This window comes from Streptomyces sp. NPDC107562 (assembly GCF_055657325.1).
In genome coordinates this window covers 441348-456014 of record NZ_JBVKBE010000005.1, presented here as the reverse complement: position 1 = coordinate 456014, position 14667 = coordinate 441348, and the positions used below count along the sequence as shown (strand labels likewise).

16 protein-coding genes are annotated in these 14667 nt (G+C 72.2%); 8 read left to right on the top strand and 8 right to left on the bottom strand.

What is annotated here, in order from left to right:
- Together ACZ7LV_RS18480 and ACZ7LV_RS18475 are read right to left on the bottom strand one after the other, a co-directional pair.
- On the bottom strand, positions 1–587 hold a 587-nt coding region (locus tag ACZ7LV_RS18480; RefSeq protein ID WP_471940476.1), incomplete at its 3' end, for a maltotransferase domain-containing protein.
- Between the two features lie 70 nt (positions 588–657).
- Positions 658–954 (bottom strand): DUF5133 domain-containing protein, encoded by a 297-nt coding sequence (locus ACZ7LV_RS18475; protein ID WP_471940474.1) that lies wholly within the window; start codon positions 952–954, stop codon positions 658–660.
- Positions 955–1252: 298 nt separating this feature from the next.
- Between ACZ7LV_RS18475 and ACZ7LV_RS18470 the strand changes: the two genes are divergently transcribed.
- Positions 1253–1765 carry a pep a2 gene (locus tag ACZ7LV_RS18470; protein WP_471940472.1) on the top strand — a complete coding sequence of 171 codons (513 nt, stop codon included), beginning with the start codon at positions 1253–1255 and terminating at the stop codon, positions 1763–1765.
- The gene (gene glgX / locus ACZ7LV_RS18465; RefSeq protein ID WP_471940470.1) at positions 1762–3924 is read left to right on the top strand and encodes a glycogen debranching protein GlgX; all 2163 of its coding nucleotides are present in this window, start codon (positions 1762–1764) and stop codon (positions 3922–3924) included. The genes ACZ7LV_RS18470 and glgX overlap by 4 nt, the downstream gene beginning before the upstream one ends.
- A gap of 22 nt (positions 3925–3946) precedes the next feature.
- On the opposite strand, the gene ACZ7LV_RS18460 is transcribed toward glgX, so the two are convergent.
- A complete protein-coding gene (locus tag ACZ7LV_RS18460) occupies positions 3947–4750 on the bottom strand; it encodes a VOC family protein (RefSeq protein ID WP_471940468.1) in 804 nt (267 codons plus the stop codon).
- 125 nt (positions 4751–4875) lie between these two features.
- Here ACZ7LV_RS18460 and ACZ7LV_RS18455 point away from each other — a divergent pair, with 125 nt between their 5' ends.
- Complete coding sequence (locus tag ACZ7LV_RS18455; protein WP_471940467.1) at positions 4876–5208, top strand: ANTAR domain-containing protein; 333 nt, start codon at positions 4876–4878, stop codon at positions 5206–5208.
- Between the two features lie 24 nt (positions 5209–5232).
- On the opposite strand, the gene ACZ7LV_RS18450 is transcribed toward ACZ7LV_RS18455, so the two are convergent.
- Positions 5233–6027 (bottom strand): RNA polymerase sigma factor SigF, encoded by a 795-nt coding sequence (locus tag ACZ7LV_RS18450; RefSeq protein WP_401670795.1) that lies wholly within the window; start codon positions 6025–6027, stop codon positions 5233–5235.
- A gap of 255 nt (positions 6028–6282) precedes the next feature.
- Here ACZ7LV_RS18450 and ACZ7LV_RS18445 point away from each other — a divergent pair, with 255 nt between their 5' ends.
- The 4 genes from ACZ7LV_RS18445 to ACZ7LV_RS18430 all read left to right on the top strand — a co-directional run bounded on the left by ACZ7LV_RS18445 (position 6283) and on the right by ACZ7LV_RS18430 (position 9121).
- A complete protein-coding gene (locus tag ACZ7LV_RS18445) occupies positions 6283–6774 on the top strand; it encodes a MarR family winged helix-turn-helix transcriptional regulator (protein ID WP_471940465.1) in 492 nt (163 codons plus the stop codon).
- Entirely contained in the window at positions 6771–7613 is an 843-nt protein-coding gene (locus ACZ7LV_RS18440; protein ID WP_471940463.1) for an ABC transporter ATP-binding protein, read from the top strand. The genes ACZ7LV_RS18445 and ACZ7LV_RS18440 overlap by 4 nt, the downstream gene beginning before the upstream one ends.
- The gene (locus ACZ7LV_RS18435; RefSeq protein WP_471940462.1) at positions 7573–8421 is read left to right on the top strand and encodes an ABC transporter permease; all 849 of its coding nucleotides are present in this window, start codon (positions 7573–7575) and stop codon (positions 8419–8421) included. The genes ACZ7LV_RS18440 and ACZ7LV_RS18435 overlap by 41 nt, the downstream gene beginning before the upstream one ends.
- A gap of 178 nt (positions 8422–8599) precedes the next feature.
- Complete coding sequence (locus ACZ7LV_RS18430; protein ID WP_471940460.1) at positions 8600–9121, top strand: hypothetical protein; 522 nt, start codon at positions 8600–8602, stop codon at positions 9119–9121.
- Between the two features lie 19 nt (positions 9122–9140).
- Here ACZ7LV_RS18430 and hemC read toward each other — a convergent pair whose 3' ends face one another.
- The 4 genes from hemC to ACZ7LV_RS18410 all read right to left on the bottom strand — a co-directional run bounded on the left by hemC (position 9141) and on the right by ACZ7LV_RS18410 (position 12789).
- Positions 9141–10073 carry a hydroxymethylbilane synthase gene (hemC, locus tag ACZ7LV_RS18425; protein WP_471940459.1) on the bottom strand — a complete coding sequence of 311 codons (933 nt, stop codon included), beginning with the start codon at positions 10071–10073 and terminating at the stop codon, positions 9141–9143.
- Positions 10074–10122: 49 nt separating this feature from the next.
- Positions 10123–10899: an NPP1 family protein gene (locus ACZ7LV_RS18420; RefSeq protein ID WP_471940458.1), complete on the bottom strand. Its 777-nt coding sequence runs from the start codon at positions 10897–10899 to the stop codon at positions 10123–10125.
- Between the two features lie 143 nt (positions 10900–11042).
- On the bottom strand, positions 11043–12026 hold the full coding sequence (locus ACZ7LV_RS18415; protein WP_471940456.1) for an ATP-dependent DNA ligase: 984 nt from the start codon (positions 12024–12026) through the stop codon (positions 11043–11045).
- 73 nt (positions 12027–12099) lie between these two features.
- Positions 12100–12789 (bottom strand): response regulator, encoded by a 690-nt coding sequence (locus ACZ7LV_RS18410; protein ID WP_471940455.1) that lies wholly within the window; start codon positions 12787–12789, stop codon positions 12100–12102.
- A 1175-nt stretch (positions 12790–13964) separates the two neighbouring features.
- Between ACZ7LV_RS18410 and ACZ7LV_RS18405 the strand changes: the two genes are divergently transcribed.
- Positions 13965–14615 (top strand): TetR/AcrR family transcriptional regulator, encoded by a 651-nt coding sequence (locus tag ACZ7LV_RS18405; RefSeq protein WP_471940504.1) that lies wholly within the window; start codon positions 13965–13967, stop codon positions 14613–14615.
- The last annotated feature ends 52 nt before the right edge of the window (positions 14616–14667 follow it).

The following is a 14667-nucleotide window of genomic DNA, read 5'->3' as shown; positions in this document are numbered from 1 at the left end:
TCCCGCTCCACCAGCAGCGGCAACGGATCCGACGCCGTCACCAACTCCCGCAGCGGACACCGCCCGAGCACCCCGTCCACCTCCGGCGTCAGCGCCGCCGCGAGGCGGGTGGCGACCGGCAGGGAGTCGTCGCGCAGGGTCCGCGCCGCCGTCAGCAGGACCTCGCGCCCCGCGTGCTCGGGCACGCCGGCGGCGGCCCGCTCGTAGAGTTCGGCGCCCTCTTCCAGGACCAGCCCGGTGTCGATGCCCGCGGGCACCTTGATCCCGGCGGTGTGGCGCCAGGTGCTGACAGGATCGCTCCACGCCTCGACGGAGTACGTCCACAGACCCACGGCGTCCGGGGTGACCTCGGCGCCCCAGCGGTCGGTGCCGGGGGCCAGTTCGCGCATCGGTGTCCAGGGACCGGGGCGGCCCTCGGGATCCCGCAGGACGACATTGGCTGCGACCGCGTCATGCCCCTCGCGGAACACGGTGGCCGTGACCTGGAACGTCTCCTGGGGCACGGCCTTCGCCGGGCGCCTGCCGCACTCCACGGCGGGATGGACGTCCCGGACCGGAATGCGGCCGATGGCCTCAGTCGTACTCATGGGTCTCACCTCCGTCGTACTCAAAGCCGGGCCCCTCGGCCCGGCTCGGGATACTGCACCTGAAAGGGGGCTAGAGCCCCGCCCGGGAACGCCGTCCCGGGGGAGAACCCCTGCGGGGTATGCGGCTCGGACGCGGTCGGCAGGTCTCGTCCCGCAGGTAGACGGTCGGCGTGGTGCGCAGATAGCGCTCGGCCGCCTCGACGGCCTCACGCGCGCAGCGCTTTCCCATCAGCACGCAGAGGGTGTAGCCCGAGTCCTCGAAGCCGGTCCGCACCGCGCTGTCGGTGGGGGCCGCGAGCGTCGCACGCTCCCAGGCCCGGTACCGCCGCAGCTGCCGCGTGACTTCGGCTCTGGCGGGTAGCAGCATGGCGCCGTTCACCTTCCGGGCGCTCGATGGGCACGTTCCCGACGGTCGGGCCGGCGGCCGTTCCCGCGAGGGGGCACGGATCCGTTACGGCGATCGAGGCACCTTCACTCATGGTGCACGTACGGCGACCCAGCGTCTTGTTAGAGCTTCAACCATCACGGTGGTGCGCTCGTGTTGCACGAATGGGCTAGCAGCCGCACTGTTGTGGTGACTCGGAAGCGATCAGTGCTCACGCTTCGTGTTCGGGGATCGGCTTGCGAGGGCGAGGGTGCGAGAGCCTCGCCGGTGAGGAGCCACGATGAAGACCGCAGTGCCCTGCTACTACCACCTCGATGTGGAAGTCAGCCCGGAACGCGTAGGACAGGTGAGCCGCATCCTCGCGGCCCACCTGAAGTACTGGGACCTCGACCCGCTGGTCAAGCCCGTCTGCGGCAGCCTCGAACTGCTGCTGCAGGCCATCGACGAGCACGCGACGGACAAGCACACGTCGATCGAGATGTGGTGGAACGGCCAGCACCTGATCACCGCCGTCGGTGACAACGACCAGCAACTCCGCCCCGACCTCGACCTGCGGGCGTGTCTGGAGCACATCGCCGCGATGAGCGACGGCTGGGGCTGCTGCGCCACCGCGACCGGCAGCAAGGTCATCTGGTTCTCCCAGCGGGCCCGCGCCGGCGAGCGCGTCCCGCTGGTGCCGAAGGCGCCCGCCCCCGATCTGCGCGAGGGGCTGCAGGTGCCCCGCGCGATGCCGGTCGCCGCCCTCGCCACGCCGCTACTGCCGGCCGACGGCGCCCTGGAGGACGCGCGGTGACGAAGAAGAAGCCGAACGGCAAGGAAGGGGTGCCCGCGTGGAGCGGGCACCCCTATCCCTTGGGCGCGTCCCACGACGGCAAGGGCACGAACTTCGCGCTGTTCAGCGAGGTCGCCGAACGTGTCGACCTCGTCCTGGTGGACGAGCGCGGCACCCATCGCGACGTCCCCCTGACCGAGGTCGACGGCTTCGTCTGGCACGGCTACCTGCCCGACGTGAAGCCCGGCCAGCGCTACGGCTACCGGGTGCACGGTCCCTGGCACCCGTCCGCCGGGCAGCGCTGCAACCCGGCGAAGCTGCTGCTCGACCCCTACGCCAAGGCCGTGGACGGGCAGTTCGACAACCACGCCTCGCTGTACGAGCGCGCGGCCTCCGGTCCCGACCCGGCCGACAGTGCCGGGCACACCATGCTGGGCGTGGTGACCGACCCGGCGTTCGACTGGGGCGGCGACCGCCCCCTCGGACGGCCGTACGCCGACACGGTGATCTACGAGGCGCACGTGCGCGGGCTGACCCGCACCCACCCGGACGTGCCGCCGGAGCTGCGCGGCACCTACGCGGGGCTCGCCCACCCCGCCGTCGTCGACCACCTCACCTCGCTGGGGGTGACGGCCGTCGAGCTGATGCCGGTGCACCAGTTCGTGCAGGACGGCGTGCTCCAGGACCGTGGGCTGGCCAACTACTGGGGCTACAACACGATCGGCTTCTTCGCGCCGCACAACGCCTACGCGGCGCACGGCACCCGGGGCCAGCAGGTCACCGAGTTCAAGTCCATGGTCAAGGCGCTGCACGCGGCCGGGCTCGAAGTCATCCTCGACGTGGTCTACAACCACACCGCCGAGGGCAACGAGAAGGGCCCCACGCTCTCCTTCCGCGGCATCGACAACTCCTCGTACTACCGCCTCGTCGACGGCGACTGGCGGCACTACTACGACACCACGGGCACCGGCAACAGCCTGCTCATGCGCCACCCCTACGTGCTCCAGCTGATCATGGACTCGCTGCGGTACTGGGTCACCGAGATGCACGTCGACGGCTTCCGCTTCGACCTCGCGGCCACGCTGGCGCGGCAGTTCCACGAGGTGGACCGGCTGTCGGCGTTCTTCGACCTGATCCAGCAGGACCCCGTCATCAGCAGGGTCAAGCTGATCGCCGAACCCTGGGACGTGGGGGAGGGCGGCTACCAGGTGGGCAACTTCCCGCCGCTGTGGTCGGAGTGGAACGGCATGTACCGCGACGCCGTACGGGACTTCTGGCGCGGCGAGGAGCACACGCTCGGCGAGTTCGCGTCCCGGCTGACCGGCTCCTCCGACCTGTACCAGCACAGCAGGCGCCGTCCCCGTGCCAGCGTCAACTTCGTCACCGCGCACGACGGCTTCACCCTGCGCGACCTCGTGTCGTACAACGACAAGCACAACGAGGCCAACGGCGAGGGCAACCGGGACGGCGAGAGCGCCAACCGGTCCTGGAACTGCGGCGCCGAGGGCGACACCGACGACGTGGGGGTGCTCGCCCTGCGCGCCCGTCAGCAGCGCAACTTCCTCGCCACCCTGCTGCTGTCACAGGGCATCCCCATGCTCAGCCACGGCGACGAGATCGGACGCACCCAGCGCGGCAACAACAACGCCTACTGCCAGGACAACGAGGTCTCCTGGATCGACTGGCGGCTGACCGGGCAGCAGCGGGACCTGCGGGACTTCACGCGCTACGTGATCGCGCTGCGGGCCGCCCACCCGGTGCTGCGCCGGCGGCGCTTCTTCCGGGGCGAGACGGTCCGGCACGCCGGGCAGCCGCTGCCGGACCTGGTGTGGCTGCAACCGGACGCGACCGAGATGGCGGACGAGGACTGGCAGCGCTCCGACGCGCACACCGTCGGCGTGTTCCTCAACGGCGACGCCATCGCCGAACCCGACGCCCACGGGCGCCGCGTGGTCGACCACTCCTTCCTGCTGCTGCTCAACAGCTACTGGGAGCCGGTGGACTTCCGGCTGCCGGACCGCACGTACGGCGAACACTGGACCACCCTCATCGACACCGCCGATCCCCAGGGGCCACCGGACGAGACCGAGCACAAGGCGGCCACCGCCCTCACGGTGGAGGCGCGCAGCCTCGTCCTGCTGTCCCGGCCGTCACGGAGCACGCGACCCTCGGGTTCCTAGGAGGCGAGAACGCCGGGGGCCCTCATGGCTCCCGGCGCGACGTCACCGTGAACTGCGCCCCGTCGGGGTCGCGCAGCACGGCCTCCTCGGTGCGCAGACGCAGCACGCTGCCGCCGTTGTGTTCCGCCGCCCGGGCACAGGCCGCCACGTCGCCGACGGCGAAGTGGATCTGCCAGTGCGGCCGGATCGTCGGATCGGGAGCCGCCCCGAGGGCGCCGGACTCGATGCGGGCCACCACGTCGCCGCCGCTGCGCAGGACGACCTCCTCGCCCTCGTAGTTGATCTCGCAGCAGCCGCGGGTCGCCGAGGCCCACTCCAGGACCTCTCCGTAGAAGATCGCGGCGTCGAACGCGTCCCGGGTGTGCAGCCGGATGAAGGCCGGCGCGGCGCGGTGCCAGGTCTCCCAGTCGGTGACCAGCTCGCCCTCCCAGATGCCGAAGGTCGCCCCGTCGCGGTCGGCGAGCAGCGCCGCCCGGCCGGGCGGCAGCGAGATGGGCCCCACCGCCGCGGTCCCCCCGCGCTCCTGCGCCCTGGCCACCGCCAGGTCCGCGCTGGGGACGGCGAAGTAGGGCGTCCAGGCGACCGCCATCTGCCACATCGCGGCCACCGCGGCGATGCCGGCCACCGGCGCGCCGTCGACGACCGCGATCCGGAAGTGGTCGCCGAGCTTGGCCTTCCGCCACTCCCAGCCCAGTACGGCGGTGTAGAACTCCTCGGTGACGCGCACGTCGCGGCTGGTGAGGCTCACCCAGCAGGGCGCACCGAAGGCGTCACTCGTGGAGACCACGTCCGTCGCACGGGCCGTGGGTGTCGTGTCATGTTGCATGGCAGTCGTCCTGGTCTCGTCGACCGGCAGCCACCGGTTCGACACCAGTGTCCAACCGGAACCGGTCATGGCGCCTGCCGAGTACCCCGGTGGCAGTGGTCAGTCCCGGTGGGGAGGATGGGGGAATGGCAGGAATACCGCACGAGCCCGCCGGTGACACCGACCGGCTCCGGGCCTTGGAGGACGAGATCGTCCAGCTCAAGGAGGCCGTCTGCTCGCATGCCGTCGTCGACCAGGCGATCGGCATGATGGTGGCGCTCGGAAGGGTGACGCCGGACGAGGGATGGGCGGTGCTGAAAGACGTCTCGCAGCACACCAACACCAAGCTCCGCACGGTCGCGGAGCTGGTGCTGATCTGGGGCCGCGACGGCGAGATGCCTTCGGAGATCCGTGCCGAGCTGGAGGACGCCCTGGACCGCCACGGTCCGACGCAGATCCCCGGCGCGCCCGAGGAGTGACGCCGGCGGCTTCCCCCGGCCGCCTCAGCGAGGTGTCCCCGCGACGAGTTCCTCGCGCAGCCTGGCGAAACAGGCGCTGAGCAGCCGGGAGACGTGCATCTGCGAGATGCCCAGCTGCTGGGCGATGCAGCTCTGCGTCATTCCCTGGAAGAAGCGCAGATAGAGGATGGTCCGCTCGCGCTCGGGCAGGGCCTGGAGACAGGGCGCCACCGCGACCCGGTCCACCACGATGTCGTAGCTCGGGTCCAGCCCGCCGAGCGCGTCGGCGAGGGCGTAGCCGTCGGTCCCGGGCATCTCGGCCTCCAGGGACAGCGCGGTGAAGCACTCCAGGGCCTCCATGCCGGTGCGCACCTCGTCCTCGCTGAGGTCCGCGTACGCGGCGATCTCGGCGATGGTGGGGGGCCGCCCGGGGGTCGTCTGGGAGAGCTCCTTCGTGGCGCGCCGCACCCTGTTGCGCAGGTCCTGGACGCGACGTGGGACGTGCAGCGTCCACATGTGGTCACGGAAGTGGCGCTTGATCTCGCCCGTGACCGTCGGTACGGCGTACGCCTCGAAAGCGCGGCCGCGTTCGGGGTCGTAGTGGTCGACGGCCTTGACCAGACCGAGGGCGGCGACCTGGTAGAGATCCTCCAGGGCCTCGCCACGGCCCCGGAAACGCACGGCGATCCGCTCCGCCATGGGCAGCCAGACCCGGACCAGTTCGTCCCGCAGGGCCTTGCGTTCGGGACCGTCCGGCAGCGCACGCAGGCGTACGAAATCGGCGGCCGTGTCGGGAGCGTCGTCGTGGGGGTGTTGCTTCGTTCTGCTGGCGGTACGCATGTGCGCGCCTCCCTCAGCAGGTGCCGGTTGGACAGACACCGTGGGTGGCGCGCCCGGACCCTTGCACACAGGAAGCCGTGCGGGAACGACATCGCGATCCCACGGACGTGCCTCCTGTCCGAAGCACTCAAATAGGTCTTCCCGTGATGAATACACACGAAACGCACTTCAGGTCTCCGATGTGGTCGAAAGGTGTGCCCAAGGCTTGACTCCTCCTTGGAGCCTTTAGCTCTGGCACAGAGGTACCGTCGAACCGTGGACGTCGACGGCGGACCGCACCAGGGCGACGACGAGAGGGCGGAGACCTTCCCGGAGGAGCTCGCCGACGCGCTCGTCGGCATCCAGCGGCTGATCCGGCGCCGACTGCGTGCCGAGATGCCCCTCGCCCCCCTGCGCGGCGCCGAGGTCGAGCTGCTCCGCATGGTCGCCGCGCGCCCCGGTATCGGTGTCTCCGACGCGGCCAGGGAGCTGTGTCTGGCGGGCAACTCGGTCTCGACGCTGGTCAACCAACTGGTCCGGCAGGGATGGCTGGTCCGCGAGACCGACCCCGCCGACCGCCGGGCCGCCCGCCTGCTGCCCACCCACGCGGCGGAGGAACGCCTCGCCGCCTGGCGGCGCCGGCGCGCCGACCTCGTGCGCGGTCAGCTCGCCCTGCTCGACGAGGCGGACCGCGAGGCGCTGCGCGCCGCCGTACCGGCCCTGCGGAAGCTGGCCGTCACCCTGCGGGAGGAGGCCGATCAGCCATGACCGACGGTGCCACCGAGGCCCTCACCTGTACGGGGCTCGTGTACGCCTTCGGCGGCACGAGGGCCGTAGACGGACTCGACCTCACGGTGCACGCCGGCGAGGTCTTCGGACTGCTCGGCCCCAACGGCGCCGGCAAGACCACCGCGATCCGCTGCGTCACGACCTTGCTGCCGGTGCCCGCCGGGGCGGTCCGCGTCTTCGGCCACGACGCCGCCGGCGACCGGACGGCGGTACGGCGGCTGCTCGGCTACGTCCCCCAGCAGCTGTCCGCCGACGCGGCGCTGACCGGACGGCAGAACGTCGCCCTGTTCGCACGGGTCTTCGACGTGCCGCGCCGTGAACGCGCCGAACGCGTCCGCCAGGCACTGACGGCCGTCGGTCTCGCCGACGCCGCCGACCGGCTCGCCGGCACCTACTCCGGCGGCATGGTGCGCCGGCTGGAACTGGCCCAGGCGCTCGTCAGCGCTCCGCGACTGCTGATCCTCGACGAACCGACGATCGGTCTCGACCCGATCGCCCGAACGGGTGTCTGGGAACAGATCGACGCCGTCCGTGCCGCCACCGGCATGACGGTGCTGGTCACCACGCACTACATGGAGGAGGCCGACCAGTACTGCGACCGCGTCGGCCTGATGCACCGCGGGCGCGTCCGGGCCCTCGGTACGCCGGCCGAACTGCGCCAGGGGCTCCGCGAGCGGCTGCGCGCCGACACGCTGCCCACCCTCGAGGACGTCTTCCGCGCCGTCGCCGGCAGCGGACTCGACGAGAGGCCGGACGAGAGGTCAGGAGAGTTCCGCGATGTCCGAAGCACCCGCCGCACCGCCCGCCGCGTCGGCTGACCGCGATGTCGGCCTGCTGCTGCGACCGCCTCCGGCCAGGCCCGCCTGGCGGCTGCTGCCCGCCCGCATCGCCGCGATGTGCGTCGTCGAGCTGCAGAAGCTCAGCCACGACCGCACCGAGCTGTACACCCGCGCCGTCCAGCCGGCCCTCTGGCTGCTGATCTTCGGTCAGACCTTCACCCGGCTCCATGTGATCCCGACCGGCGGCGTCCCCTACCTCGACTATCTGGCCCCGGGAATCATCGCCCAGTCCGCGATGTTCATCGCGATCTTCTACGGCATCCAGATCATCTGGGAGCGGGACGCCGGCGTCCTCAGCAAACTGCTGGTCACCCCCACCCCGCGGCCGGCACTGATCACCGGCAAGGCCTTCGCGTCCGGTGTGAAGGCGCTGATCCAGGCCGTGGTCGTGATCGTCATCGCGGCCGCCCTCGGCGTGGCCCTGACCTGGAACCCGCTCCGGCTGCTGGGCGTCGCGGCGGCCGTCGTCCTCGGCTCCGCCTTCTTCTCCTGTCTGTCGATGACCATCGCGGGCGTCGTCCTCAGCCGCGACCGGCTGATGGGCTTCGGGCAGGCGATCACCATGCCGCTGTTCTTCGGTTCCAACGCGCTGTACCCGCTGTCGGTCATGCCCGGCTGGCTCCGGGCGGTCAGCGAGGTGAACCCGCTCAGCTACCAGGTGGACGCGCTGCGCGGACTGCTGCTGGGCACGCCCGCACATCTCGGGACGGACTTCGCGGTGCTGGCGGTCGCCGCCGCGCTCGGTATCGCCGCCGCCTCCTCACTGCTGGGGCGGCTGGCCCGCTGACCCGGGGCGCGGACGTGATGTGCGGCACGCCCGGGACGAGGCCCGTACGGATTCTCCCTGCGCACGGCTTGATCAGCGATCACACGCGGGAAATCCCTGGCCACAGCCCATTCCGCCCATTTGACACTGCGCTGAGCCCACGGATAGGAAGCAGCTTCGAGAGGTCGAGAGGTGGAGCGTGTACGAGCCGAACGTGGTCGGGGACTGGCAGGAGTACGACGAGCATGCCGGTCTGCGCGTTCGTGTCCACGGTCTTGAGCGGGCCGAGCCGCCCCGCGGACGCGACGACGCGGCCGAGGGACTCGCGTACTTCCGGCTGCGGGTGACCGTGGAGAACCGCGGCGAGCAACGCTTCGGCATCCACCTGGAGGACGGCCAGATCGACGTACGCATCGGCCCCGACGGCGAGAGCGCGTTCGTGGACTGGCGCAACTCGCAGTTCATCGAGGGCTACGACGTCTACCCGCTGCGCCGGGCCACCGCGGTGATGTACGGGGCGGGACCCGAGGCGGCGCTCGGACAGGTGGACGTCCAGATCCAGATGCGGGTGGACGACGACTGGGCCGACCGCCGGCTCTGGACGGGCGGCATCGGGCTGGACGAGTCCACCCCGTGCGCCCCGGCCGGGGCCGGCCGCGAGAGCCTCGCCCACCAGGTGAGCAACTTCCTGCGCGACCAGGCCGAGGAGGGCACCGCCTGACGGCGGTCGGTCAGAGCCGTCAGTGCGGGATGCCGTCGATGATCTCGCGGGCACCCTGACGCAGCAGCGCCACGGCGACCGACGTGCCGAGGGTGGCCGGGTCCATCCGCCCCGCCCACTCGTGCGCGTTCAGACGGATCTTGCCGTCGGGGGTGAACACGCAGGCGCGCAGGGAGAGTTCGCCGTGGTCGATGCGCGCGAACCCGGCGATCGGGCTGTTGCAGTGCCCTTGCAGCACATGCAGGAACATCCGCTCCGCCGTCGCCTCCCGGTGCGTGGCGGGGTCGCCGAGCAGGCTGACCGCGTCGATCAGGTCGCTGTCGCCCTCGCGGCACTGCAGGGCGAGGATGCCCGCACCGATGGGCGGCATCATCACCTCGGGGGAGAGGACCTCGCTGATCACGTCCTGGCGGCCGAGTCGCTCCAGACCGGAGACGGCCAGCAGCAGCGCGTCCGCGTCACCGGCGGCGAGCTTGTCCAGCCGCCGGCCCGCGTTGCCGCGGAAGGGCACGCACTCCAGGTGCGGATGCGTGGCGGCCAGCTGGGCGACACGGCGCACCGAGGAGGTGCCGATGCGGGTGCCGGCCGGCAGCTCGTCCAGGGTGAGCCCACCCGGATGCACCAGCGCGTCACGGATGTCGTCGCGCTTCAGGAACGCCGCGAACACCGTCCCGGCCGGCAGCGGACGGTCGGCGGGCACGTCCTTGACGCAGTGCACCGCGAGGTCGGCCTCGCCGGCCAGCAGCGCCGCGTCGACCTCCTTGGTGAACGCGCCCTTGCCCTCGACCAGGGAGAGATCGCCGAGCCACTTGTCGCCGGTGGTCTTCACCGGGAGCACCTCGGTTCTCACGCCGGGGTGACGGGCGGTCAACTCGGCCCGCACGCGGGCCACCTGGGCCAGCGCCATGGGGGAGTCGCGGGAGACGATGCGGATCAATGCGGGGACCGGCATGCGGACACGATAGACCGTCACCGGCCCCCGCCGGGCACGAGCGCGTCTGTCAGGCGTTGGGATCGAACGCGATGCCGGACGGCTTCGCCGAGGCCAGGTGGGAGTTGAAGCTGGCGTCCTTCAGGCCGAAGTTGGCGCTGCCGAAGTTGTACGACGACAGCTTGTCCCGCACGCCCGCCGGGTAGCCGTTCCAGCCGACCAGCGTCGGGTACTGCCAGGTGCCCTTGTGGTTCTCCGGCGGCTCGTCGTTGGAGTTGGCGGCACGGAAGCAGTGCGTGCTGATGCCGTCCTTGTGGTAGACGACCTTCGCGTGCGTGCCCTCGAAGCGGATCGCCGAGGCGTTGTGCACGGTGAAGGAGCCGTGGTTGGAGGTCGAGACGTACTTGACCTGGTTGTCCTGCACCCACACCACGACGTGCTCCCAGTCGTGGCGGTGTCCGCCGAGGCTGGTGCCGGGCAGGGCCTGGTCCTTCTCGAAGTACAGGCCGTACACGATGCCGCACCAGCCGTTGTTGCACTTGTAGCGGGAGTAGCTGTTCGTGTTGTCGAGGTCCGAGGCGTCCCGGCAGTTGCCGTTCAGCGCCCCGGTCGGGTTGAGACCGCTGTTGACCGTGCCGTCGGCGCTGATCGCGGGGGTCGCGTAGCAGCCGTCGGTGTCGTAATCGAAAGCCGGCTGGAAGGTGCGCTCCATGTTGTCGGCGTTGCCGGGCAGCGCCGGCGGCGGGGCGGCGAATGCGGTGGCGGGAAAGGCTATGACGACCGCGGCGGCACCACCGAGCACGGTGAGCCATCTCCTGCGGTGCACGACGGACTTCTGCGACGACACTGCGTCCTCCTCCTGGTTCGGGCCCAGCCCAAGGGCTGTGGGGGGAAAGGCAGTTCAGCTTCCCGGGAATGCCCGTCCGCGCCAAGAGGTCACAGGCGTCCCGCTGGTGAAGGACAGCCCAATAGTTGTCTGCTGAATCGACGTCAGCCGAGGTGTTCCGGCAGGTCGGCCGTGGACTCCTCGGGCGTCAGGTCGGGCCGCAGCCGCAGCCAGGACGGCTGGCGCAGCAGCCCGGCCCGGGTACGGGTGCTGTAGCGGACCTCGCCCACCAGCCGGGGCAGCACCCAGCGCGCGCCCGGCGCGGGCGGCGCCGGGTCGAAGGGGCAGACGTCGCTGGCGTGCTCGCGCAGCAGCGCCGCGAGCTCGATCCGTTCGGCCTCGCTCCAGCCGGTGCCGACGCCGCCGACGTAGCGCAGGCGTCCGGCCGCGTCGCGCTGGCCGACCAGCACGGCGCCGGGCAGACCGGTCAGCCGTCCCTTGCCCGGCTGCCAGCCGCCCACCACGACGTCCTCGCCGCGCATGTTGCGGATCTTGATCCAGGCACGGGAGCGCACCCCTGGCTCGTACACCGAGTCCAGCCGCTTGCAGACCAGGCCCTCCAGACCGTGGTCGACGGTGGCCTGGAGGGCCTGGGCGCCGTGGCCCACCAACGCGCCCGGCGTGGACCAGAAGGGTCCGGCCAGGCCCAGCTCCTCCAGCCGGGCGCGGCGGCGGGCGTAGGACAGCCCGGTCAGGGAGTGCCCGGCCAGGTGCATCACGTCGAACAGCACCAGGTGGACCGGCACCTGAGCCGCCCGGCGCGCCGCCCGGGCGGGGGAGTGGGCGAGGCCCATACGGGACTGGAGCAACTGGAAGTCGGCGCGCCCCCGTTCGTCCAGGGCCAGCACCTCGCCGTCCAGCACCGCGGCCGTGGGACCGAGGGCGCCGCCGAGCGGCAGCAGTTCGGGGTAGGCGCCGGTGATCTCCTCTCCCGACCTGGCGCGCAGGACGAGGCTTCCGTCGCCGGGGAGATACACCACCGCGCGCTGGCCGTCCTGCTTGGTCTCGTACGCCCACCGTGCGTCCTGGGTGGCGGGCGGCAGGGCGCCGGGGGTGGCGAGCATGGGGGCGATCAGTGGCAGGGTCACGGCTTGAGATGTCGACGGGGCGGGGCGGCGCCACGCACCCCGCCCGCGGGTTTCCCCTGAACGGAGGGCGGGGTCAGAGCGCCGCGGACGGCGGCGGCATGGCGCCCGCCAGCCCCGACTGGTAGGAGATGACGACCAGTTGGGCGCGGTCCCGGGCGCGCAGCTTCGTCATCGCCCGGTCCACGTGGGAGCGCACGTCGGGCGGGCTGAGCGCGAGCTTCTGCGCGATCTCCGCGTTGGTCCGGCCCTCGGCCACCCGGCCCAGCACCTCGCGCTCCGCCGCGGTCAGCGCGGCGAGGTCCTCGGGGGACGCGAGCCGGGCGCCCTCCTCGGGAGCGGACAGGAAACGGCTGATCAGGGCGCGGGTGGCGAGCGGGGAGAGCAGGGACTCGCCGGCCGCCACGGTCCGGACGCCGTCGAGCAGCGCGTCCGGTGTGGCCTCCTTGCCGAGGAATCCGCTGGCGCCGGCCGTCAGCGCCTCGGCGACGTCCTCGTCGATCTCGGACGTGGCGAGGACGAGCACCCGGGTCGCGGACAGCTCGGGGTCGGCGCAGATGGCGGAGGTGGCGGCCAGTCCGTCGCTGCCGGGCAGGCGGATGTCCATCAGGACGACGTCGGGCCGGTGGGCCCTGGCGAGCTCGATCGCCCGGGCGCCGTCGACGGCCTCGCCGACCACCTCCATGTCGTCGCAGGAGTCGATCAGGATCCGGAAGGCGGCCCGCAGCAGGGCCTGGTCGTCGGCGAGCAACACGCGGATGGTCATGAGGTGCGTTCTTCCCTTGCCTGGGGGGCGGGGGTGCCGCGGCGGCACGGTGGTGACCTCGTCGGTGACGTGATCCCTCGTCCCATGGTGGGCGATCTCCCCCGATAAGGCCGCTCGGCTTCGCCCGCCCACGGCACATGTCATCCGCGCGAGCTACCCCGCCCCGACACACCGCACGGCCCACCGCGGCCCCCGGCCCGGTTACCACCCCCGCGAGGGTCCCGAGCCACTGCCCCCGGCCGCTAACCAGGCCGGCCACCGCCCCCGGGTGCGCCCTGAGCCGGCCGCTGCCCGCCGGGGCGGGACCTGAGTCGGCCACTGCCTCCTGGGGAGGGACCCGAGCCACCGCCCTCGGGTGCGTGAACGCCGCCCGTCCCCGGCGGGGGGTGACAGGGCGCCGTCGTACCCGCTGGGTGAACGGCAGGCGCCCCCGGAGCCGCTCACCGCTCCCGGGTGTGAGCGGGTGACCGCCCCCAGGTGTGACCTGAGCGCGCCACCGCCCCCGGGCGGGACCCGAGCCGGGCATCGCCCCTGGGCGGAACCCGAGCGCGCCATCCCCCGGGGCGGAACCCGAGCGCGCCACCGCCCCCGCGCGGGTCCCGAGCTGGTCACCGCCCCGGGCGCAATCCAAGCCGGACACCGCCCGAGTGTGACCTGAGCAGGCCGCTGCCCGCCGGGGCGGGACCCGAGCCGCTGCCCCGGGCGCAAACCAAGCTGTCCACCGCCCCCCGGGTGCGCCCTGAGCTGTCCACCGCCCCCCGGGTGCGCCCTGAGCTGTCCACCGCCCCCCGGGTGCGCCCTGAGCTGTCCACCGCCCCCGGGTGCGCCCTGAGCCGGTCATCGCTCCCGGTGTGACCTGAGCGTGCCACCGCCGCCGGGCGGGACCCGAGCCGGGCCTCGCCCCTGGGCGGGACCCGAGCGCGCCATCGCCCTCCGGGTGTGACCTGAGCCGGTCACTCCCGGGGCGCGACCCCGAGTCGGCCACTGCCCTGCGGTCGCGACCCGAGCCGGTCCCCTCCGGTCGCGACCCGTGCCGGTTCCCCCGGGCTCGACCCGAGCCGGTCCCCCCGGGCTCGACCCGAGCCGGCCATCGCCCCCGGGCGGGATCCGAGCCGGTCACCGCCCTCCACCTGCTGTTGCGTAGGCTCCGACGGAGGAAAGGTGCGGTGGTGAGCATGGTCGGCAGGACGGCACGGGCACAGCAGGCCGACGCGACGCGGGAGCTGATCCTCACCGCCGCCGAGCGGCTCTTCGCCGAGCGCGGCGTGTACGCCGTGTCCAACCGGCAGGTGAGCGAGGCCGCGGGACAGGGCAACAACGCCGCCGTCGGCTACCACTTCGGCACCAAGGCCGACCTGGTCCGCGCCGTCGCCGCCCGGCACGACGCCCGGATCGAGGAGGGCCGCGCCCGCATGCTCGCCGAGGCGGGCGACTCGACGGACGTGCGCGACTGGGTGGCCTGTCTGGTGCGGCCGGTCACCGGGCATCTGGCCGAACTGGGCAGCCCCACGTGGTACGCGAGGTTCTGCGCGCAGGTGATGACCGACCCCGCCCTGTACCGGATCATGGTCGAGGAGTCGCTGACCTCGCCGTCGCTGCGGGAGATCCGCGACCGGCTGCTCCGGTGCCTGCCGGAGCTGCCCGCTGAGGTGGGCGCGGAGCGCGCCGCGATGGCACGTCACCTGATCCTGCACACCTGCGCCGAGCGCGAGCGCGCCCTCGCAGAGAACACCCCGACCCCGAGGCGGAGCTGGCACGACGCCGCGACGGGTCTGATCGACGCGATCGTCGCCATGTGGACGGCGCCCGTCACCCCGAGCCCCTGAGGCGGCGAACCGTGCCGCGGACCGCGAAACGGAACTTACTTGAGTTAGGCAA

Excerpts from the sequence above, each read along its gene's own strand:
- ACZ7LV_RS18475 (WP_471940474.1), bottom strand. The coding sequence starts at position 954 with ATGCTGCTACCCGCCAGAGCCGAAGTCACGCGGCAGCTGCGGCGGTAC.
- ACZ7LV_RS18440 (WP_471940463.1), top strand. The coding sequence starts at position 6,771 with ATGACCGACGGTGCCACCGAGGCCCTCACCTGTACGGGGCTCGTGTAC.
- ACZ7LV_RS18405 (WP_471940504.1), top strand. The coding sequence starts at position 13,965 with ATGGTCGGCAGGACGGCACGGGCACAGCAGGCCGACGCGACGCGGGAG.
- ACZ7LV_RS18470 (WP_471940472.1), top strand. The coding sequence starts at position 1,253 with ATGAAGACCGCAGTGCCCTGCTACTACCACCTCGATGTGGAAGTCAGC.
- ACZ7LV_RS18450 (WP_401670795.1), bottom strand. The coding sequence starts at position 6,027 with ATGCGTACCGCCAGCAGAACGAAGCAACACCCCCACGACGACGCTCCC.
- ACZ7LV_RS18455 (WP_471940467.1), top strand. The coding sequence starts at position 4,876 with ATGGCAGGAATACCGCACGAGCCCGCCGGTGACACCGACCGGCTCCGG.
- hemC (WP_471940459.1), bottom strand. The coding sequence starts at position 10,073 with ATGCCGGTCCCCGCATTGATCCGCATCGTCTCCCGCGACTCCCCCATG.
- ACZ7LV_RS18410 (WP_471940455.1), bottom strand. The coding sequence starts at position 12,789 with ATGACCATCCGCGTGTTGCTCGCCGACGACCAGGCCCTGCTGCGGGCC.
- ACZ7LV_RS18435 (WP_471940462.1), top strand. The coding sequence starts at position 7,573 with ATGTCCGAAGCACCCGCCGCACCGCCCGCCGCGTCGGCTGACCGCGAT.
- ACZ7LV_RS18460 (WP_471940468.1), bottom strand. The coding sequence starts at position 4,750 with ATGCAACATGACACGACACCCACGGCCCGTGCGACGGACGTGGTCTCC.